We start from the raw sequence: 21,076 nt of genomic DNA, 5'->3' as shown, positions 1-21,076 counted from the left end.
CGACTAATGCTATCGTCAGATAACTCAATAGGACTTACTTCTGATAAGGATAGGCCTGAATAACGCATGCTACTTGCTTGTAAAAACGATTTATACAATTCCTTTGTACATCGATGACGCGACATCTTTAACCAGTTTTATCTCTATTATTTATGACGCGTATTTTAATCCATTTTTAGGAATGTGCGAAGCTCGTGCAATGATAAGATGACAGGCTTGATTGATAAGCTTCACTTCAAGATGAACAATATCATTTAAGTATTTGAAAAATGATTGGAGCAGTATGTCCTTTTTTACCGATTCGCCTAATGCATGAACCTCTTCACTGAGTAAAATAGGTTGTTTGTCGCTAGGGAAAAAATAACTTTCAAGACTAAAATCAATGCACTTCTCGGGACGAGAACGAACAGAGCTTCGCGAATCCCATTTTTGTTGATATACAGTAAATTGGGCATTCTTTAAAAGATTTATTTCACTGATTTCACTGGACATCGACTTCATCTTCATCATCCTTAACTTGGAATAGAAGAGACTCCAGCTCTTTATTGAGTAACTCCGTTTATGATCTGATTCCTAATCTAAAGGACAAAAATTATCATTTCAACAAATAATTGTCAAAGAGTTTTTTCATAAAATATGAGCAAACATTCAACGAAAACAACAGCCTTCTCTTGGTTTCTACATTACGAATTAAACTCCCGCACTAACTATTGCTTCTACCTCAATGTATTTGGAATAATGTCCTTGGATATTAAACATTCTCTCGACACAGGAAGAACTACGATGTATAAAAAATCAGAGAAATGCGCATGTAACACCTCTTTATTGATGACTGATCAACAGGACGACTATTTTGTGGAAACACGTGATCTTGCCTGTCATTCCAGAAAGAAAATCACGAGTAAATTCATTAAGATATCGTCGCTCATCAATACTTTCTGCATCCTTTTAGCTGCTGGAAACTCTTCCGCCTGGGCCCATGGTGGAGGTGGTTTTCATGGTGGATGGGGTGGTGGCTTTCATGGACAAGGCGGATTTGAATGGGGTAACAACTCCCGTGAATCTGCAGGGATGTATCACCGAAATAACAATTACTCTGCATGGGGGGCTTCTGGAGGTTATCGGGAAAGTGAGCACTATCGTGGACTAGGAGGTTCGTCTTATGGAACGATACAGCCATTCCAAGAACATCATCTACAAACAATTCACCCTTTTAATCAAGCATCAAGCGGAATAGGTCATATCGATGGATTTCATCATGGCGAGTACACCAACAAAGAATTTTCTGGCAATGCAAATTGGATAAATCACAATAATTGGCACAGCAGCTATTGGCATGGCAGCTATTGGCATGGCAGCTATTGGCACGGCAGTTATTGGCATGGCAGTTATTGGACCGGGGGAACCTATTGGGGGCCAGGGCCTTATTGGGGGTGGGGAAATGGCTTTTTCTATGGCGCATTATTCGGGGCAACACTTACAACAGCATTCTTTTTACCGCCTGTCTATGCAGATTATTATTACTATGTCCCATTATATTATTACCCTGGGCCCTATGATTATACCATCCTCGTTAGCAACTATTCAGCCGTCTCCACTCCTCCGTTGCGACCCGCGCCACAAAAAGTGGAAACTTGGGTTCCCGTCAAAAACGGCCATATCCCAGTGAATGCAGTGCTCAATAACATTGTCAATAAAAAAGCAACTTATTATTGCCGTGTTACGTTCCATGGAAACACATCTTATGGGGTTTTAATTCCAAATGACGGTTGTTATGTAGAAGAACCCTCAGTAACCATGAGATTTTCAAAATATGACATTTTGGTTTCCTCTATCGTGGGTTAAGAGGGAAGTTGTAAGTATTTGTAAATGAGTCACCTTCCGCGAAAGCGGAAGGTCTGGGAATGCACGCTTGTTCAAAGGTCCACGCGCAGCATCCCTTTAATAGCCCCCTGCTGTTGCAGAGGGAGGTAAACATCTACAAGACCTTGATTAATTTCCAGAAAAAGAGCATTTTGCTGTTTTTAATAATAATTGTGATAATTTGATATAACCTTTTCTTTTTAAATGAGAAAAGCTGTCCACGATATCATCTTGTTCAAGAATATCATCCATCTCCAAAAGCAATACATTCGGCTTTTCTTTTGCAATATTTCTCATAATTTTATTCAGCAGTTGGGTACGCTTAACAATTTTCTCGTTTTGTTCTTGGGTCATGAATGGCAAGGGTATTTTCTCAGGAGGATTAATAAATAACAGTTTTACATGTTCTGGAAAAAGACCAATATACCAGAGCACGTTATTTTCAAATTGCTTTTCAGAAACATAGCCCCGATAATTTTTAAATACAAAATAAAAAATGAACTGATAGAGCGTTTTTCGCCAACGTTCTCCAAACCAATCTAATGAAGCATTAACAATTTTTTCAATCCGTGGCCACGGAGAAAAACGATTATCAAGATTAAATCGTTTTATATCACGCATCCCATTAATCATCATTGTCTTAATATGTTCTCCTAAGACTTGATTGTCATACTTGATTGTTTTTAAACTTTTCCAGAAAATATAATTGGAGGTAACAGGGATCTTTTGGCTTTGGATCTTATAGTGGCCACTGTAATAATCGCTTTCAAGAAAGTTAACGATCATATGGTACTCATTTCTTTCTATAGCTTTTCGTGTTTTATCGAAACGTATATCTTGTTTGCCGTCTAAATTTTCGCGTAAAAAATGTAAATTTGCATATTCAAAAAATGAAAATATTTCCTCATCTACATGATAGTGTTCACTAAGAAGAAATGAAACAGCATTTGCAAGACATGGGCCTCTGACCAAAACTTTTTTACTATTGGGAGTAAATTTTTTTTCTTTGTTTTCCTGCTGCAAATTAATTTCAATAAAGTCCAGATTTATATCTACATTTTTTAGTTTAGACGTATGAAATGAATACTTTAATCCGGGATACATTATTTTTAACCATTGATACATCCTTGCTTCAACACACATGCCTAGGATACGACATGAAAACACATAGTGGAATAAGGTATTATTTAAAATGCATACATACCCTACAACCCCATAATCTCCGTATTTGTCTTCCACACGGATTTTAAAATTGTCCCCATTTTTTAATTCAAATAAAGTAAATAAATACTCATATTTAATACGGGACTGCGTATAATTCATCTGATTTGAACGGTTCACAAGCTCTATGACGCGTTCAATCTCATGATCATTGATATCTAAGGGGATAAGCTGAATTTTGATATTACATTCCTTCAAAAATGCATGCTCATCATGATTTTTTTCAAGAAATGTTATTTTATTCTTCTCTTTCCTTTCCAGAATTTTATAATGTGCCAAGCGCTCCCGATTACTGTCATTCTTTCCCCAAGAACTCACATCTTCCCGCATAAATTGGTCGATCAATTTAGTTACGATATGGGGGTTGTGAAAAAGAACCTCTCGTAGAACAAACTCATTATCATCTACAAATAATACATTTTGTTCACGAAGCTGTGCTTGCTCTATAATTTTTTTTATTCGCGCTCCTTTATCTTCAAAGGATATCTTGGGAAAAATAAAATATTCGTAGATGCCTAACTGTTTGAGCATCTTTTCTGCTTTTTTTGCATCGTTTTTTGAACAAATGGAATGAACAATACCTCTATTTAACAAATATTCAATTCTTGCAATAACTTCTTTATTTAATATTACATCATCCTGGTCTGCTAATGTCCCTTTCCATAAAGTATCGTCTAAATCCCAAATGATTAATTTAATTTCATTCACAATAATTCATAATTTAATAATGGATAAAAATTCATATACGAGAATGAGCAACTCTTTCTTTAATACAAAAATAGAAACATCAAGCAAAAATACCCTGATTTCCAGCGAGCCGCATTTTGTATCACATTTAAAAATGGAATGCAAAATTGTATAGATATTATTAGCTTATATTGTTTGCATCAAAAGTATTTTAGTAGTAGCTTTGTAATTATCTTTGCAAATTAAAAAATAATGACCATGATTAACTCTAAAAATGAAAAGGTTGTCCTTATAACTGGAACTTCAACAGGTATAGGCAGCTCTCTTGCCTTAGCCTTTGCTCATGCTGGCTTTCAAACCATAGCAACCATGCGTAATATCGATAAGGCTAAAGCATTGTTAGATACAGCAGCTCAAGAAAACGTACACTTAGATGTCCGTCAATTAGACGTTTGCGATGATCAATCGGTTGGGCTTTGTGTTGGCGGGATTCAAAAAGATTATGGCCGCATTGATATTCTTATCAATAATGCAGGAGAGGGTTTTCATAGAACATTAGAACAAGCTTCGCTGGATGACATTAAAAGGGTTATGGATGTTAATTTTTATGGTGTAGTTCGTCTTACTAAGGCGGTATTGCCTTCGATGCGAGAGCTCCAAAGTGGACATATTATTACAATATCCAGTTTAGGAGGTCTTATTGCCGTTCCATTTAGTGAGATTTATTGCGCAGCCAAGTTCGCTGTTGAAGGAATGATGGAAGCATTGGCACCAATCGCGAACGCTTTAGGTATTCATATTTCACTTATAGAACCAGGGCCTGTTACTACTGCTTTTGCAGGAAAATTGCAGCAACCCCATGAATCAAATATTGCTATATATGAAGAACTGGAACAAATTCTTCGCACAAATTTTCTGCAACACTTTCCTGATGGCCCTCAAACTGGAGATGAGATTGCGCGGATTGTCCTTAAAGCAGCATTAAGCAATAAACCAAAACTACGTTATGTAACCTCTGCGGATGGAGTGAACGTTGCATCTCATAAATATGTGGATATTAACAACAGCACCTATTTTGAATTGGGGAAACAGCTTTTTGCAACTCAGGAGAAAGAACTGCTTGGCTGATATGAATACCAATTACAGCAATCGCCAAACAGATCTTATCTACCATCTGAAGTTTTATAGAAAAAACAATTTTCTTTTTTTATATACGGTGTGTTGAAAAATTATCAACATACCCTAAAACTTTCTTAGGGCTCTGAAAATCAGGCATTCAGTAAAATGCAAAATTAATTGGCAACAAGCCCTCGATTTTTTGTTCCAGGGGTAATTGGAATTTTAAAAATTGTCTATTGAAATAAATGGATCAATCTTAGAGATAAATTTTTGCTTTCCATTAAGAACTGTATGTGTAATATAATTTTGATGGAATTATTTTATAAAAATACTTCATTTATTTATCCAGTCCTTTATAGTTTATTTTGAGTCATTAGGGATTTTCATTTTGAATGGCTACTGAGGATGAGTTGACATATATAGCCCCTGCCGCCATTTGTTTGAGATTATTTTTTTAACTAATATTATTAATAATAATAGTGAATAGTTAAAGCAAACAGGATAATCTCTAAAGAGAGAAAACCAGGAGGTTTAGATGAACATAGTAGATATGAAAACATTTCTTGCTGTTGTTGAATATCATTCAACATCCTTGGCATCAAAACACCTGTATGCCTCGCAACCTACCATAAGCAGGCGCATTAAAAAATTAGAGCAGGAGTTAGGTAGCCAGCTCTTTGTAAATACTACCTATGGGGTTGAATTGACCCAGAAAGGGAGAGCGTTTCTTCCCTACATTCGCCAAATGCTTGGTATTTATAATGAAATGATGAAAGCGGAGCATAATGACCGCAAAAGCAGACCTAAATTAACGATTAATGTAGGGCTGAACCCGTATGTTTCTCTCTCGGTATTTGCTGAATTTATCAATTATATGCTCGCACTTAAAACAAATTATTTTATTGTTAATAAAATAGTTCCCGGTAAGGATCTGAATACAAGCCTTTCAGGTGGCGATTATGACCTTTTCATTTTACCCTATACAGGTAGTTGTCCTGCCAATCTAACCTCTATACCACTTTGGAAAGAAAGAGTTTTACCCGTTGTCTCGATTAACCACCCTTTAGCGAAACGTACCACCCCTATTTCTATAACTGAACTGGCAGAATACGATGCAGTCTTAACAACAAATGAGAGTATATTGCGCCAAAAATTTAATGTCTTGGTCGCACAAAAAGGCATTTCACCTAAAATTACCGCGGAGGTAAATACGGTATATAACTGTATCAAAACAGTCGAACTTGGACATAGTTGGTGCTTGATTTATGAAAGATTACTTGATGATAAATTAGCCGTGGTTGAGCTCAACGATTTTACTATAGATATTGAGTTTCATGCTTTTTATCTAAAAAAACGTGGCGAAGAGCGTTTGATTTGGGAATTTGTTGAATATTTTAGACAATGGCTCAGTCAATCTTCTGATTTAAGTGACCTTCTTATCAAAACAAAAAGCTTATCTATTCAAAGCCAGGAACATACTAAATAACCCTATAAATCAAAGAAGATCTCCAAATTTTTAAAAATGAGTGAATTTAGAATATGGAACAAATCCCTTACTCTGAGCGGGTCATGAACAAAATTGAGCAATAACCCTGCGAGACAAATAATATTCATAAATTTAAAAACAGCAGTAACGCTTTTTGCACGTGCAGCCTGTTTTCACTTTGAGTAAAGATTATTGAAGCTGGGCTGTCTGGCAAAGCCTCAGAGACTTCTTTTCCTCGCTCCATGGGCATACAATGCATAAATACTGCCCCTGACTTTGCATAAGACATTAAAGATTCATTGACCTGGAATCCTTGAAATACCTGGCTATTATCCTGGGATTCAAAACCCATACTGGTCCATACATCGGTATAGACCGCATCAACATTTTTAACGGCCATTTCAGGTTTTTCGAAACTATGAATCATGCCGCTTTTAATACCTTGTGCTTGTTCTATAATTGCACTGTTTGGCTGGCGAGATTCCGGGCAGCAATAGTTAATGGTTATACCTAATTGAGGTGCCAGTAACATCAAACTATGAAGAATATTATTCCCATCACCAACATATGCAATGGTTAGCCCATCAAGCGAACCAAAATGTTCCCATAGGCTTAATAAATCAGCGAGTATCTGGCATGGATGATGTAGGGCTGAAAGACCATTGATTATAGGTACTTTTGCATGAACAGCCATCTCTTGCAAAATCTCATCCGCATGAGTTCTCACCATAATAAAGTCCGTATAACCATTTAGAACTCTAGCCATATCTGCCGGAGTTTCTTGTTTTCTGGTATTACCTATGCTTTCAATAGCTATCCCTCCCATACTTTGAATCGCCATTGCAAAACTTAATCGGGTTCGAAAAGAAGGTTTTTCAAAAATCATGGCCAGGCTTTTACTGGCTAAAGCCTGGTTATAAAAAGAAGGGGTTTGTTTCAGTGCTTTAGCCTTCTCTAAAATACGTTTTAACTCTTCTGTACTTAATTCTGTTCCAGTAAGAAAATGCTTTGATTTTTTTGTAAATGATGCATTACCTCCTTTGGGATCAGGACCAAGCGTATACTGGGATTCCACTTCAAGATCAAAAATCGCCTGTTGTAAATTAATCACAAACGTATTGGTTGTAACTTCGCTGATAGTTTGCGAATGATTGTCTTCTACTATAGTGTTACTAACTGGAATAGTAAGGGACATTTTAACCTCCTCGATTAAATCAGTAAATAAACGTTGTTTCCAGGGGCCTGGGCTATAACGGTTTTTAATGAATTCGTTATGAATTCTTTAACCAAAAGTCTTCCAGTTTTTGAATTGATCCATTTGCTTTAAGTTTTTGTAGTGCCTTATTAAGCTTTGTTGTTAGGGGAGAACCCTTTTTGACAGCTAAAGCATATCCATAATCTGCTTTAGCAATTAATGAATAGGAGAGTTCCGTATACTTTTTGCTAAAAATTTCACCTTGAACCCCATCCATTAAAACAACATCAACGCGACCTGAAATTAATGATTCAACCGCTTGATTGTTATTATCCAAGACAGTAATTTCAATGTCAGGAAAAGTTTCTCGCAACCAAATCTCCATGATACTACCCAATTGTACTGCTACTTTTTTTCCTTTAAGTTGGTTCTGGGACATTACTGGCTGATTTGAACGATATACAGAGGCTATACCATCAAAATAATAGGGTTCAGAAAAGTCAAAATTGTTTTTTCTGGCTTCGGTAATAGTAATCGTAGCTATAGCAATATCATCTTGACCAGAACTTATTGCAGGTAGAACGGTACTAAATTGCATATTGTCAAAAACCGCCTCTTTCCCAAGCTCTTTAGCAATAAGTTTTGCCAAATCGATGTCGAAGCCTTTAATTTCCCCACGCTCACTATATTCAAAAGGTGGATATACTGCGGATGTAGCAAAATGCAGATACTGTTCTTTTTTATTAGATTCACAAGAACACAATAAAAAACAAAATACGATGAACACTAAATTAATTAATTTATCCACATGAATACCAATTCATAAATTATCCATATTTTGAATATAAGTTATTTGGCTTTTCTTGTCAATAAATTGCATATAATTTCAATTTATTGATTAGGATTTCGGTAGTGTAATTAGATGCTCTCTTGCGCTGAATGTTCAATATTGAAGATAACAATATAAAATTTGTTGCTTTTGAAATAAACATTTGCATTTAACTCAAATTTTAGATTAATCTAAAGGAGACTCACAAGGAAAAGGAGATTGCTATGACCAAAAATGCTGCAAATACTCGTCAAAAAAATGGAGCTCATAAAACAAGCCATCCTTATTCTAATAAGGATCATCAACTTTTTTTTAATCACCATTCCTCCCACTCATCAGGAATAAAAAAAACAAGAAAAACAAAAAAGGAACAACCGCCCACCCAAGAAATCAAATTGGAAACACCTACTGAATTTTTATTAGCGGGTATATTAGAAGAATTAAGAACTCAGAATATGATTGAGCTTGTAAAACTACAGGCTCAACAACAACAAGAACAAGAGGAATTGGAAGCAGCTGAAAAAATAAAAGAAGAAGAGAATGCTCGCTTCGCAGAAATCCGAAACTCGATGTACCTTTGATTTAACCATGAAAAAATAGATGGGTTCGTAACAAACGAAGTAGAACTCATCTTCTTAATGATCCATCCTTATAAACCAATTAATAGATAATCTGTTAGTTGGTTTGCAGATGCCCGCGGTAGGAAATTTACAGATTCCTCTACGTTTAACCCAAGCAATATATCCGGGACCTTTTTTTACATTTTTTCTACACTAAGTCGACCTGTATGATATTCAAATAAAAGCCCAGCCAACTGCTTTGTAAAATTCTGGCCTCAGAATAATCATTAAAACAACTTCATAGGAAGATACGAAGAATTATTTTTCCTAAACGATTTTTCTAGACAGGCGGATAGATTTTGTTTCTAATGTCAGTCTCAATTCAGGATGAGAAAAATATGGATTTTACAAGAATCTTTTTTTTAATTATATTTTTACTTATTGGTACAATACGGGAAACCCAAGCAGAAGAAACGGATCAATTTACCCTTCCCCCCAAGGAATTACAGGACATTGGCCCGATCACAAGTAGCAGACTTTATGACGTTATCAAACAAGTTATTGCTCAAACCAATTCAGAAATTCAAATGCTTCTACCAAGAATAAAGCGTAGCCGGCATGCAGCATCTCAATTGGCATTACGCCAGAATGGAACCTATATCGCAGATTTAGTTTATAAGCATACTGGTCCAGGATTTCCTCGTTGGTTGCGGCGTATTCCTAAAGAATCAAAACCGGTATTCTATAAAGAAGCCCTCCCATGGAAAACTGTTTATTGGCTTGTTTTTTCCCAGTCGCCTTTATTTGTAATTGGGCTTGCACCGACGATTAATATGTACGGTTATTATTTCGGTACCGACAAGCTAGGTCATTTTTTCATGATGGGCCATACCTACTACAAAATTTATATGTATTACCTGAACCATGGAAAATCTGCCCAAAAAGCTCATGCTGCCGTGGTTTTATATGGCCAAATCCTTGAACAAACTTATCTGGGAACCTTGATCAACGGTGTTTATTCCAATGCAGATTTAGCAGGAAATTACGCAGGATGGAAGTTTTATATGAATCTTGCGCAAAGCGTAAAAATTGGGGAGCGTACTCTTCCTCCTATTTTAGTTTTAAATGAAGGTAAATGGGAGTTTTCCAAACATGTCAACAGAGAAACTCTGCTTAAGCCTTATATCTCAGATAATTTAAATGAGGCCTTCAATCCTTGTCGTTATACCTTTATGCGGAGTCAAATTCGTAGACAGGTTAAAAAACGGTGTGGCGATTGGATTAAACGTCAGGGACTTACACAACAAATTGTTCAAGCAAAGCTTGAAGAAAGCAGCCGATGGCATGGAGAAAACTATGGCCACTGGCTTCCTGAGGACAATGCCGTAACACTCAATGCTTGCTTTGGAGGTCAATAAAATCAAAAAGTAACATAATAACTTAAAAACAACCTGTTGGTACTCTACAGATTTTTCAAAATTAAGAGAACTCACAAAATACTCGATAGAGAACTTCTTGGTTCGTGAGATTAATTTTCAGGAGAAATACTCTATGCTAAAGAAAGATGCCCAGTTTATTAAGAATGAATTAGAACTTGATCGTTTATACGCTTTAAAAGAACGATCCGATGCTGAAAATTATCAAATTATTTCCTTTTGTGTCATGAATATTAGGACGTTGGAAAAGTATCCTTTAATAAATTGTGATGATGACACGCAACTTGAATTATTAACGCTACGTGGTGATTATTATTTATCATTATTTAAAACATTAAGTGAAATAAAAAATCCTACTAAAGAAGATATATCTGATCGCTTAAAATATGGAGAAATTGCGTATGAATATCATCCCGAAGACGTAAAAAAAATAGAACAGGAATTTCAATTAACAGAAGCAAAATTAAATTTAGATGAAGATTTTTCACTTGCCCTCTATTTAAATGAATTAGAGAGAAAAGGAGAGCCTACAGAAAAGCTAGAACAAAAAGAAACACATTGTGAAGGTCAGGAACAAAATGAGATTCTCATAGTGGAACCAGAACATGAGGAAAAACATCCTCCCCAGGAATTAGAAAGAAATGGGACCCGCTTAGAAGAACAAGAACAAAATGATGATTTGGACGAATTAGAACGCAATGAAGAAATTGTTCTCATAGATAGCTCTCAAGAAAAAGCAGTGCACTCAAACAAAGTTTCTCCATTGAAGCAAGAAGATATAAAAAAGAATTATCATAATGCTTTATTTGATTGGGCAAAAGGCTTACATCCAGATGTTTTAGAGCGATATATCAATAAGATAATTGATAAAAAGTATACTCCTTTGTTGCCCACTTTTTCATTTCGCCAACGAACAGAGCCAGTAAAAGAATATTTAAGGATGAGTAAAAATGATCGTGGTGATAACCGATTGGCATATATTCTAAGCTCAGGCTCTCAGGAGGATGGCGCCTTAAATCAACTACTGGTAAAAGGACTTACTCCTTTAATATTGCGCAAGCAGTCTATCCCTGGTATTGCCCTTGCCATCCAAAATAAAAGCTTTGAACAAAACATAGTTGAAATTACTCGAGATGTAGTCTCCTTTGCAAAAAAAGATAACCGATTTACCCATACATTTAGCGATATGGGTAACTCATTAGTGTATAGGGCTATTTATGAATGGGTTGATAGTTTAACGGAAAAATCATTTCAAAGTCTTATCAAGTCTTCATTAAAACAATACGAAACAAAAATATGGGGGGGCTATTGGGGCTCCTCAAAACGTATTGAGGTTGAGGGTTATCTTAAAGAAAATTGTAATTCCAAAGCATTGGCTATGATTTTTATGAATAATATCGAAATTCCAGCATTAAACGAGTGTTTGTTTACTAAAATAATCGAAGCAATTAAAAAAGAATTTATAAGTGGTGAGTATCCTAAAATGCATCAGGATTTAAAATACAAATTAATTGCAGATTTTAATTTAAAAGAGCATAAAGATTTTTATCTTACTAATTTGCGTATGCATCATGAAACAATTGCTGCTGCAGCGAAGAATTCTCATAGTGTCGCGCTGAATAATCTAGTTTAAATCAGGACAACGTCCTCTGTTGGTAACGGTGCCCTCCACGATAAAAGGAACGCGAATGACAATGCCTAAGTACATGACAGATTTTTTGTCATGTACTTAGTTATAATTCTATCCACTATTGATGGTTATGATATAATTTAGCTCATGAATGTTATATCCTAAATTCAAAGTAATCCAAGATATCGTATTTTAAGGTTTTAATTATGTTTGATAAAATAGATTCAACAGGAAACTATGTAGAATTTCCAGGTGTAACAATTATTGCCCCAATTATAAAAACGTCTCAAGAAAATCATTTCTTACATAACATACATCAATCTTTGGCAAGCTCAACATTACTCACGCAGTATTATACCCCATTACCCTTGGAGAGTTATCACATGACTACGTGTAATCTCTATACCAAAAATGAGCATAATCTGGATTGGTTTAAATTTATCACCGATAGGCTTGAATTTTTCCAAAATCTATGTACACAACTTAAGAACCATGAATTTATACCTGAAGTATCAATTGAAGCTGTTCAAGTAGGAAGAGCCTTGCAGTTACGGTTGTCATTACCTGAAAGCCAAAAGGCAGTGATCCGGGAACTTGCCCAAACAATGGGTATTGAAGAGGGCATCCCCTCTTTTTTTCATCTTACCTTAGCTTATTGTTACAAAAACATTAGTGACAAAAAATTGCATCAAGAGATAATCTCAGCAGTTGAGGAAATAATTGCCCCATATATCAATCGGCAAATAAAGCTTCATGTGCCTACACTTTGTTATTTTGAATCTATGCTGGCATTCATTCCGTGGAATGGCACAGCTTATCCTTTTAACGAAAAACAGTGCATCAAAAAAACAAACGGGTTCTTTGATACTAACGAAACGCCATCATCCCCAATTACTTCTGAAAACCCTTCCATGTGTAGTTCAAAATTATTACGGTAGTTTTTTCATCAACGAAAGAAACGTCCCTGAATTTCAAATGGAAAAAATAAAAGTCACCGAAAAAGAGCTGTTACAAGGCTGCTGAAATACATTGCATTTAAAAAGTGATCGATGTTATGGCACATGAAGATCAAGTGTAAACAATCTCAAGTAAGTTTGAAGGTATGACTTTTTAAGGTATCTAAATTCAGTCGTTGATTGAGCTAAGCAGCCATACAACAAACCGTCTTTCTTGTTGACATTTTGCGAGCTTAAGCCAAAATGTATTGTCTTTAAACCACATTCATGAGGTATGTAGGCACTGGGATTCACAAAATATAATCATATAGGCATTGAGCAATAGAATTAGGATGATAAATGAACGTTGATAAGCTATATCAAGATAAATTACGGTCTGCAGATGATGCAGTTAACCTAATTCCGCAAACAGCAGTCATTTCCATGGGCATGCGCGTTGCTACACCACCCGCGTTATGCCGTGCTTTAGCTGCTCGAGCAAAAGCAGGTGATCTTAAGGAGGTGAAAGTTTATTATCTTCGCTGTGGTGAGATTGCCTTGCGCACAATTTTTCAAGAAGATTTACTACATTTAATTAAGCCCTACTCCTCAATGATGTCCAAAGGAGAAGTTGCCTTGGCGGAACGAGGATATGCTCTGGGCAAGAAATACATTAACTTCGTGCCTATCAGTTTCAGTCGCTATCCTAGCACCATTAAGGCAATCACTAAGCTCGACACGTTCATTGTCACTGTCTCTCCCATGGATAAATTTGGTTTTTTTAATCTAGGTACTAATGGTGATTATGCTATTGAATTGGCACGCTATGCGGACAAATTAATTGTTGAGGTTAATGAGAACATGCCAAGAACTGCAGGTTCTACTTTAATCCACGTAAGTGAAGTAGACGCCATTGTAGAAAATACTGCAGATTTATTAGAAGAGCCTTCAAAGCCCTCAAGTGAATTAGATCGCCAAATTGGTCAACATATTACTTCTTTAATTCCAGATGGAGCAACCATCCAAATGGGAATAGGGGGTGTACCCAATGCAGTTTGTGAACAATTAATTCATCATAAAAATCTTGGGATCCATACCGAGGTAATTACTTCCGGAATGATTGAATTGATTCAAAGAGGTGTAGTCACTAATACGCACAAAACGTTACATCCTTGTGTTAACGTATTTACTTTTGCAATTGGCGACAAGCATCTTTATGATTTTATTAATAATAATCCCTCCATGGTTTGTCTTCCTGTTTCTTATGTTAATGAGCCAAATATTATCGGGAAAAATAATTATATGACTTCCGTCAATGCGTTCATTGAGATCGACTTCAGCGGCCAAGTAAATGCAGAGTTTATTGGTCACCAATTCTCAGGTGTAGGCGGACAATTAGATTTTATTCGCGGAGTTCATTATTCTGAAGGAGGTAAAACAATTATTGCCAGCACTTCAACTGCTAAAAATGGAACCTTGTCCCGAATTGTGCCTAGGCTCTCTACAATTGCCACAGATACACGCCTTGATATCGATTATGTGGTTACTGAGTATGGAGTAGCCCAGCTAAAAGGCCGCTCCACTACGGAAAGAACCCATCAATTAATTAAAATTTCCCATCCAGCATTCCGTGAACAATTACAACAACAAGCAAAACAACAGGGATTTATTTAACATGGATTTATTCGTTTCACCGGCTCTTTTATTTACCCCTGGAAACAAGCCTGAGCGGTTTGCCAAAGCATTATCCTCTGGGGCAAATGCCCTCATTTTAGAACTTGAAGATGCTGTACCTCCTGATGAGAAAAGTCAGGCGAGAGATAATGTAATTCAGTTTTTAGAAAAAAATCAACACTCCAGTATGGGTATTATAGTTCGTATCAATCATATTACTAGCGATGCAGGATTGGCAGATTTGTTTGCCTTCCAAAAGCATGACATCCACTGCGATGCTATTTTATATCCTAAGTCTGAGAGCGCGGAAGAATTAAAAATTATTTATGAGGCCCTTCATTTAGAGGCCAGAAAAATTAAGCTCCTTGCATTAATCGAAACAGCCAAAGGTTTGCAGAACATAAACTCCATTGTTACTCGTTCTCCAGTTAATGGGCTTGTATTTGGCGCCGCCGATTTTGCGGCCGATGTTGGTTGTGGGATGGGCTGGGAAGCACTCCTATATCCACGATGCCAACTCATACAAGCTGCCGCATTGAACCATATTGCGGCTATTGATTCACCCTTTTTCGATTTTGCTAATGAAAAACAATTAATTTCTGAAGTACTCAAGGTAAAAGAATTGGGCTTTAAAGGAAAATTAGCAATTCATCCAAAACAAATCGATCCTATAAAACAAAATTTTGCCCCGAGCAGCGAACAAATTGCAAGAGCTCGAAAGATTATTGCAATTTACCAACAGGCTGGAGGGAAAGCGTGTCAGTATGAAGGACAAATGATTGATATTCCTGTCTACAAACATGCCCAACAAATACTCCAATTATCCAAAAATCTAAAAGGGAATGAACATGTCTAATCAGAGTAGTTATATGTCCGTAGGTAATAACCGCATACGGGAAGATTTTGGGTTTTATTTCGAAGATTTTGAAATAGGACAAATTATTGAACATAGACCAGGGAGAACCATTACCCAAAATGACAATATTTGGTTTACCTTACTTACAATGAACACAGCACAACTGCATTTTGATGCACATTACGCAGAACATACCGAATGGAAAAAACCTTTAGTTAATAGTACTTTTACCCTGGCCATTATTACAGGAATGACCGTCAATACAATCTCCAAAAAAGTAGTGGCTAATCTTGAATGGGATAAGGTTAAATTGCTTAAACCTGTATTTGAAGGGGATACTATTTACGCTGAAAGCGAAATAAAAGCGAAACGGGAATCTAACTCAAGACCCACCCAAGGCATAATCACTGTAGAAACCAGGGGTATTAACCAACATAATGAACTTTTTATGTCCTTTGAACGAACCGTATTAGTGTATAAGAGAAGTGGAGCACCTGATTATAACATATAATACTTACTCGATTCGTGTAAATTATTTTAATCGGGAAATATCTTAAAAGAAAATCCGTAAAGAAAGGTATCGACTTAACCCTATGTGAAACAAAAAAATAGAGTATAAAGAAAAGATTATATTATCCCCCAAAAATCATGAGAAAGATCTTTCCTTTCAGACTCTAATCTCTTTGCTCATGTTTTAACGTAAGTTCAATATCATATTGTTCTTTGCTTAATTCATCCCCAGGTACTGCAACATGACTATGAGTGGCGCTCTTTGTAAGAATAAGGATAAATTTCTGGTGTATCGCATTAAATGAACTCTCTAAATAAACAGGTATTCCCTTTTAGATAAGCTAAGTTTTTCTTAACAATTGTGATGCATAATTATCACTCGTTTATTTTTTAGGTCCAGATATGTTTGCAAAAAAAGATACCATTAATTTGAAAGCAAAAGCAGAGAGTCTTTGGGATAATATATGTGTCTATCGAAAAGACTCCGCCAAGCAGATTAGTAAAAGTTATGGATATAACTTGACCGAAATTATTAGTAATTTACTCACTTTTTCTGGTGTAAAATCTTATAGTGGCCATCAACGTGGTAAAAAAGGGGATGGTGAAAACAAGTCTGCTATGACAGTTCTAGATAATGCTATTCTTCATCTAAAAAATTGTCTTGCCAATAAAGATGAAGTACGTTTCACAATGAGATAAAAAAGATTAACGCGAGTTCGATATAAAAAAAAGGTTCATTTTTTATATCGAACTGATTTTATTTGGAACGGGATCCTATATAAATACTGTACCTTTTCATCTTCTCAAGGAACAACCTTTACGGGATAAAGTTCTTTGAAGGAATTTACTTAGGTTTATAAACAACCAAACCACAATGTTGATCATAAGCTTCCTGAGAATCCTCGGATAAATCACGAACCTTAGTTAATACCTCTTTAGGTAACTGTTTAAAAAATCCTATACCTTTTCCAATCCCGCCCCCATGACGAATTTTATCAACCATCATGCTATGACATGCCTCAGTTGCCAACCTATCTTCTTCAAGCAAATGAACCGTAAATGTTTCGGTAGGTATTTGAGTAACTTTTTGTATATCACGAGTCGGTGTGTCTTGCTTTAAAAGAACGGAGTCAGCCAATTCAGTTTCAGTTAATGCGATTGCATAAGGTCCAACAAAGAATGAATCACCATGAATCACATTACTGCCAATTTTCATAGTATAGCCAAATGGTATTTCAAAAGCAGCAAAATCAAATGAGCCATCCCGATTTTCAACTCCCAATATCAATGCACCTCTGCACTCAGGAGAGAGCGGTGTAAAAACATGAGGAAAAGGATGGGTTTCTACAAATAACCCGCCACCGCCACGTTGATTCATCACATAGTCTTGAATATAATCTGCGTCCCATTGATATTCAACCAAGTAAAGATTTTCTAAAGATCTGTCTTGTACAGCATCAAGAGTAAATGATTTTCCCAGGGGAATGAGCTCCGCACCGTATTTGTCTAAAAATGCTGGGGGCACAGTAAGTGCATTCATTTTGGGAATATTCATCACTGTAACATCACATGGAATAGTCAATACTCCCAAACCGCCAAAAACGCTGGCATCGCGGCCACTTACGCCTTTTTCCTGGCTTTTATTTTTCCAAGTAGCTTTTATAGTTATTTCTTTCGGAGGAGTAATCTGAATCGAACATTTAGAAGGTAACTCAAATTCACCTATTCCTGTAGCATCCAACATATTGATTTTTGTACCTGCTTTAAGAATAGCATGAGCTTTTGCTGCTTTCATTAATGGTTTGCTTCCTGGAAGATCAGGATTTCGTCGATCGACCATAGTAGATTGTAAAGCAGGAAGATGTTCTCTCACTTCATCAATTGATAATTTACTTTTCATACATAAGTGACTGCTACAAATATCCGTATTTTGTGAAGAATTAGATGTGTCATTATTTTGGGCATTTTTTTCGAAAAGTTCTCTCATAATTATTTATACTCACTTTGCGGCACAATATTAGATCTTTGTGATCAATATAAAATCATGTGGGCAAATTATATGCTAAAAAAATTAACTAACTATTAAGTGAATGTAATAAAATTGGGAATGATTAAGTAATGTGCTCGCAATATGTTTATAATTATGCTTCTTATTGTGAACTGTAAGTGGGTATTATTAGATCTAAATTAACTATTACTCCTTAAGATCTGGCAGTCTAGGAAATCACTCTAAAATCTGTTTCATAATTTTCTACTAACATAATGTGATTGACAGGCACATCAAACCATTCGGAATTAAATGCCGATAATCGCTCTGATGCAACCAGAAACATAGGAGAGTCTTTAATTTTTTTTAACCCAGGACGTTGAACATGGCGTATTAAGGAACTCTCTGTGAGGTAATGAAGGCTTTCTGGTTTATGGCGTTTTGAATTACAATAGCGAGAAACAAGCATGCTCGTACCATTCGTTAAGCAAACATTAAAATAAGATGGTCCTGCATCACTACTATATCGTTTGCTTAAATCATTAATTATTTTTAGGGTCTCCATAAATACAGCCGCTACTTCGTTTATTTGAGAGAGATCCCTATTCCTGGCTAATTGCAAAAACAAGGCAAAAAGATGTTCAGAATCCGTTTCTCCTTGTATCCAGTGATAAATATCATCATCTAATAGATGCCGCAGATGTCGTTTAAGTGAAATAAAATCATGGATAGTCCCGTTATGCATGAACATCCACTCCCCATGAGTAAATGGATGGCAATTATAGGTTGTTACTCCACCAGCACTTGCAGCCCTAACGTGCGCAAAAAAACATGGGGATTCAATTTTACGACATAGATGAAGGAGATTTCTGTCATTCCACGCCGGAGAAATTGAAGTAAAAAGACCTGGAATTTTCTCCAAATGTGGCACATACCACCCCAAACCAAAGCCATCCCCATTAGTTCTAACATGAGATTCCTTTGCATGTAAGCTTTGCATAATCAGTGAATTTGAAGGTTTTACCAAGACATCTTCAAGCAGTACTTTATGTCCCATGTATGCTACCAAACGACACATATTTAATCCTTGGTTAATTAGAGGTATTCATTACTAAAATTATAGAACCTAATATTTTAAAAAACAGACCACAAATAGTAAGGAAACATTCCCAAACTTATTTAATGTGATAAGAATTAAAGTTGACAAATATAAAGAACAAATTATTCTCATAGTGGGTAATGAATAAATCATATTACTTCCATTTGCACTATAAATACCAAGAATGAAGTTTGGTATTCCAATAAAAAGGAATTTAAATATGCTAAAAAGCGTTCTCAATACTGCAAAAGCAAAACAACCAATCGCGACTACGGGCATGTTCGCTCATACCTACTATTGGCTAACGTCCCCCTCAGGAGACCAAATCTACCAGAACCCTTCCTATAATAAGGATCAAAATAGTGAAACTGCTGTTTACTTTATTCATGGTACAGCAGATCAATCCTCTGCCTTTCAACTTGTTGCAGATCGCTTGATTCAAGCTGGACTTCCTAATGCAATTTCTACCTTAAATCTGCTTTCTTTTGATAGACGGTATCAGGGAAAAAGTATCGAGTTTTTTGCAGAGCAACTTAGAGAAAAAATAAGGGCAAACCAGCATAAACGAGTCATGTTGATTGCTCACTCACGAGGAGGGTTGGTTGCTTCTTATTTTGGAGAGTTTTTGGCGAAACAAGCAGGCATTGAAGTACCGCTTATCATTACAGTAGGTACACCATTTAATGGTTCTTATCTTGCAATTAAACCATTGTCCTGGTTTTCAGATTCAATAAGGGAAATGGAAATTGACAGTGATTTTTTGACCCAATTAAAGAAAAAAATAATAGACGATACTTTAAGTAACTATCATTTTTTCATCGCGGCAGAAGATGCCATTGTACCCGGAGAATCCGGATATATTCAGGAATATGTTAACAAGCACCCAAATTCGTTAACTATTTTAGATAGACACGGCCACCTTTCGGTGATGTCTTCTCATCGATTAGTATCCCATATTGGGTCTTTGCTGAGCGCACATCTTCACTCCCAGATTAATTCAGAAATAGTCATTTCCAAATTGGCAGAATACACTTTAATTGAAAATTATTTCCCCTAACAAGACATGTTGACAATTTACTCAAAGTTGCCTATTTTATGCACTGATTCTAAGTCATTAGTTTGAAAATTTTTAGGAAAATCTGAGGTAAGTATAGGCTGCATGAAAATGCCCTCTATAGAACTCTATTGAATCATACTAATAATGGATATAGATATTAAAACTTAAGTAATTTTTTAACAATTTTATTATTCTATTGTCGACCACAACAAGTCCACAGTGTATAATTATTGTTCTTGTTATCTTAATGGGATAACTTATTTCGAGTTATCCAAAAATGGAGAGTGATATGCCCGAGTTTTTCAAAAAGTCAAAAACACCTAATCCTAAAAAGAATTTTTTCCAAAATTATGCAGACCATCTTAATTATCTAGAGGATGAGGTTAAAAAAGCATGGGAAAAAATGCAAGCAACGAAGACGTGGGACGAGCAATTAAATTTAATTGGTGATGAAGCTTTAAAACGTTTAAACATCTTTGAAAAACTACGCGATGGGCATGATTATATGGACGAAGTGGTTGGTGCAACTGCACTACCTGCAATGGGAATGATTCTTTCTATTGCTTCATTTGCTGCTGCAGCATGGGAAGGTGCTCACGCATTAGCGATTCATTTTAACTTAGCAAAAAAAGATGGCGAAGATCACAAAGAAAATGCAGGAAACTTATTATTACTCTCCGCTGCAAGTTTTGTTCTTTCCATCGCAAGCTTCCTCAAATCAGCGATAAGCATGATCACCAGACCCATTATTACCGCAATTTCGGGTTATGCAAAACAAGATACTGTTCGTTTCCATAACGATGAATCTGTTGAAGGCCTTGTTGCTAGAATTTAAATAAAAACAAAGGATGGTACAAAACTTAAGTACTACCTCACGTAATGCTGTTAACTTAAGAAAAACTGATTCCTGTTCCTCTGAAGCCCGGATTACG

General features: G+C 36.0%; 19 protein-coding genes and 1 pseudogene. 13 read left to right on the top strand and 7 right to left on the bottom strand.

Annotated elements, in window-relative coordinates; genetic code table 11:
* Together EKG34_RS19015 and EKG34_RS14420 are read right to left on the bottom strand one after the other, a co-directional pair.
* Positions 1-125 (bottom strand): annotated as a pseudogene (locus EKG34_RS19015) (IS701 family transposase); the annotation flags it as partial.
* Between the two features lie 25 nt (positions 126-150).
* The gene (locus EKG34_RS14420; protein ID WP_003634779.1) at positions 151-501 is read right to left on the bottom strand and encodes a hypothetical protein; all 351 of its coding nucleotides are present in this window, start codon (positions 499-501) and stop codon (positions 151-153) included.
* A 282-nt stretch (positions 502-783) separates the two neighbouring features.
* Here EKG34_RS14420 and EKG34_RS14415 point away from each other — a divergent pair, with 282 nt between their 5' ends.
* Positions 784-1,845 (top strand): hypothetical protein, encoded by a 1,062-nt coding sequence (locus EKG34_RS14415; protein WP_223800057.1) that lies wholly within the window; start codon positions 784-786, stop codon positions 1,843-1,845.
* A 147-nt stretch (positions 1,846-1,992) separates the two neighbouring features.
* Here the strand turns inward: EKG34_RS14415 and EKG34_RS14410 are convergent, their stop codons facing one another.
* A complete protein-coding gene (locus EKG34_RS14410) occupies positions 1,993-3,792 on the bottom strand; it encodes an HAD-IIIC family phosphatase (protein WP_003634776.1) in 1,800 nt (599 codons plus the stop codon).
* A 237-nt stretch (positions 3,793-4,029) separates the two neighbouring features.
* On the opposite strand from EKG34_RS14410, the gene EKG34_RS14405 reads away from it, so the two are divergent.
* Together EKG34_RS14405 and EKG34_RS14400 are read left to right on the top strand one after the other, a co-directional pair.
* On the top strand, positions 4,030-4,899 hold the full coding sequence (locus tag EKG34_RS14405) for an SDR family oxidoreductase (RefSeq protein WP_223800058.1): 870 nt from the start codon (positions 4,030-4,032) through the stop codon (positions 4,897-4,899).
* 526 nt (positions 4,900-5,425) lie between these two features.
* Positions 5,426-6,376: a LysR family transcriptional regulator gene (locus tag EKG34_RS14400; RefSeq protein ID WP_003634769.1), complete on the top strand. Its 951-nt coding sequence runs from the start codon at positions 5,426-5,428 to the stop codon at positions 6,374-6,376.
* A gap of 124 nt (positions 6,377-6,500) precedes the next feature.
* Here EKG34_RS14400 and argF read toward each other — a convergent pair whose 3' ends face one another.
* Entirely contained in the window at positions 6,501-7,571 is a 1,071-nt protein-coding gene (argF, locus tag EKG34_RS14395) for an ornithine carbamoyltransferase (protein ID WP_003634768.1), read from the bottom strand.
* A 76-nt stretch (positions 7,572-7,647) separates the two neighbouring features.
* Positions 7,648-8,358, bottom strand: a complete 711-nt coding sequence (locus EKG34_RS14390; protein ID WP_396426640.1) for an ABC transporter substrate-binding protein — start codon at positions 8,356-8,358, stop codon at positions 7,648-7,650.
* A gap of 266 nt (positions 8,359-8,624) precedes the next feature.
* On the opposite strand from EKG34_RS14390, the gene EKG34_RS14385 reads away from it, so the two are divergent.
* The 8 genes from EKG34_RS14385 (at position 8,625) to EKG34_RS14350 (ending at position 16,700) form a co-directional block, all read left to right on the top strand.
* Positions 8,625-8,981, top strand: a complete 357-nt coding sequence (locus EKG34_RS14385; protein ID WP_012979463.1) for a hypothetical protein — start codon at positions 8,625-8,627, stop codon at positions 8,979-8,981.
* A 377-nt stretch (positions 8,982-9,358) separates the two neighbouring features.
* Positions 9,359-10,378 (top strand): hypothetical protein, encoded by a 1,020-nt coding sequence (locus EKG34_RS14380; RefSeq protein ID WP_003634761.1) that lies wholly within the window; start codon positions 9,359-9,361, stop codon positions 10,376-10,378.
* A 133-nt stretch (positions 10,379-10,511) separates the two neighbouring features.
* Positions 10,512-12,029, top strand: a complete 1,518-nt coding sequence (locus EKG34_RS14375; protein ID WP_003634758.1) for a hypothetical protein — start codon at positions 10,512-10,514, stop codon at positions 12,027-12,029.
* Positions 12,030-12,232: 203 nt separating this feature from the next.
* The gene (locus tag EKG34_RS14370) at positions 12,233-12,964 is read left to right on the top strand and encodes a DUF1868 domain-containing protein (protein ID WP_012979464.1); all 732 of its coding nucleotides are present in this window, start codon (positions 12,233-12,235) and stop codon (positions 12,962-12,964) included.
* 357 nt (positions 12,965-13,321) lie between these two features.
* Positions 13,322-14,635 carry an acetyl-CoA hydrolase/transferase family protein gene (locus tag EKG34_RS14365; protein ID WP_003634754.1) on the top strand — a complete coding sequence of 438 codons (1,314 nt, stop codon included), beginning with the start codon at positions 13,322-13,324 and terminating at the stop codon, positions 14,633-14,635.
* 1 nt (position 14,636) lies between these two features.
* Complete coding sequence (locus tag EKG34_RS14360; protein ID WP_003634753.1) at positions 14,637-15,491, top strand: HpcH/HpaI aldolase/citrate lyase family protein; 855 nt, start codon at positions 14,637-14,639, stop codon at positions 15,489-15,491.
* Positions 15,484-16,002: a MaoC/PaaZ C-terminal domain-containing protein gene (locus tag EKG34_RS14355; protein WP_003634751.1), complete on the top strand. Its 519-nt coding sequence runs from the start codon at positions 15,484-15,486 to the stop codon at positions 16,000-16,002. The genes EKG34_RS14360 and EKG34_RS14355 overlap by 8 nt, the downstream gene beginning before the upstream one ends.
* 401 nt (positions 16,003-16,403) lie before the next feature.
* Positions 16,404-16,700, top strand: a complete 297-nt coding sequence (locus EKG34_RS14350) for a hypothetical protein (protein WP_003634749.1) — start codon at positions 16,404-16,406, stop codon at positions 16,698-16,700.
* 145 nt (positions 16,701-16,845) lie between these two features.
* Here EKG34_RS14350 and EKG34_RS14345 read toward each other — a convergent pair whose 3' ends face one another.
* Both EKG34_RS14345 and EKG34_RS14340 read right to left on the bottom strand, forming a co-directional pair.
* A complete protein-coding gene (locus tag EKG34_RS14345; protein ID WP_003634747.1) occupies positions 16,846-17,988 on the bottom strand; it encodes a hypothetical protein in 1,143 nt (380 codons plus the stop codon).
* 229 nt (positions 17,989-18,217) lie between these two features.
* Positions 18,218-19,066: a class II glutamine amidotransferase gene (locus EKG34_RS14340; RefSeq protein WP_003634745.1), complete on the bottom strand. Its 849-nt coding sequence runs from the start codon at positions 19,064-19,066 to the stop codon at positions 18,218-18,220.
* Positions 19,067-19,307: 241 nt separating this feature from the next.
* On the opposite strand from EKG34_RS14340, the gene EKG34_RS14335 reads away from it, so the two are divergent.
* Positions 19,308-20,144 carry an alpha/beta hydrolase gene (locus EKG34_RS14335; RefSeq protein ID WP_003634743.1) on the top strand — a complete coding sequence of 279 codons (837 nt, stop codon included), beginning with the start codon at positions 19,308-19,310 and terminating at the stop codon, positions 20,142-20,144.
* Positions 20,145-20,433: 289 nt separating this feature from the next.
* Positions 20,434-20,979 (top strand): hypothetical protein, encoded by a 546-nt coding sequence (locus EKG34_RS14330; RefSeq protein ID WP_003634741.1) that lies wholly within the window; start codon positions 20,434-20,436, stop codon positions 20,977-20,979.
* Positions 20,980-21,076 lie beyond the last annotated feature (97 nt).

This window comes from Legionella longbeachae (genome assembly GCF_004283175.1).
Classification (GTDB): domain Bacteria; phylum Pseudomonadota; class Gammaproteobacteria; order Legionellales; family Legionellaceae; genus Legionella; species Legionella longbeachae.
The sequence above is the reverse complement of the archived record's forward strand: the minus strand, read 5'-3'. Positions and strand labels throughout refer to the sequence as shown.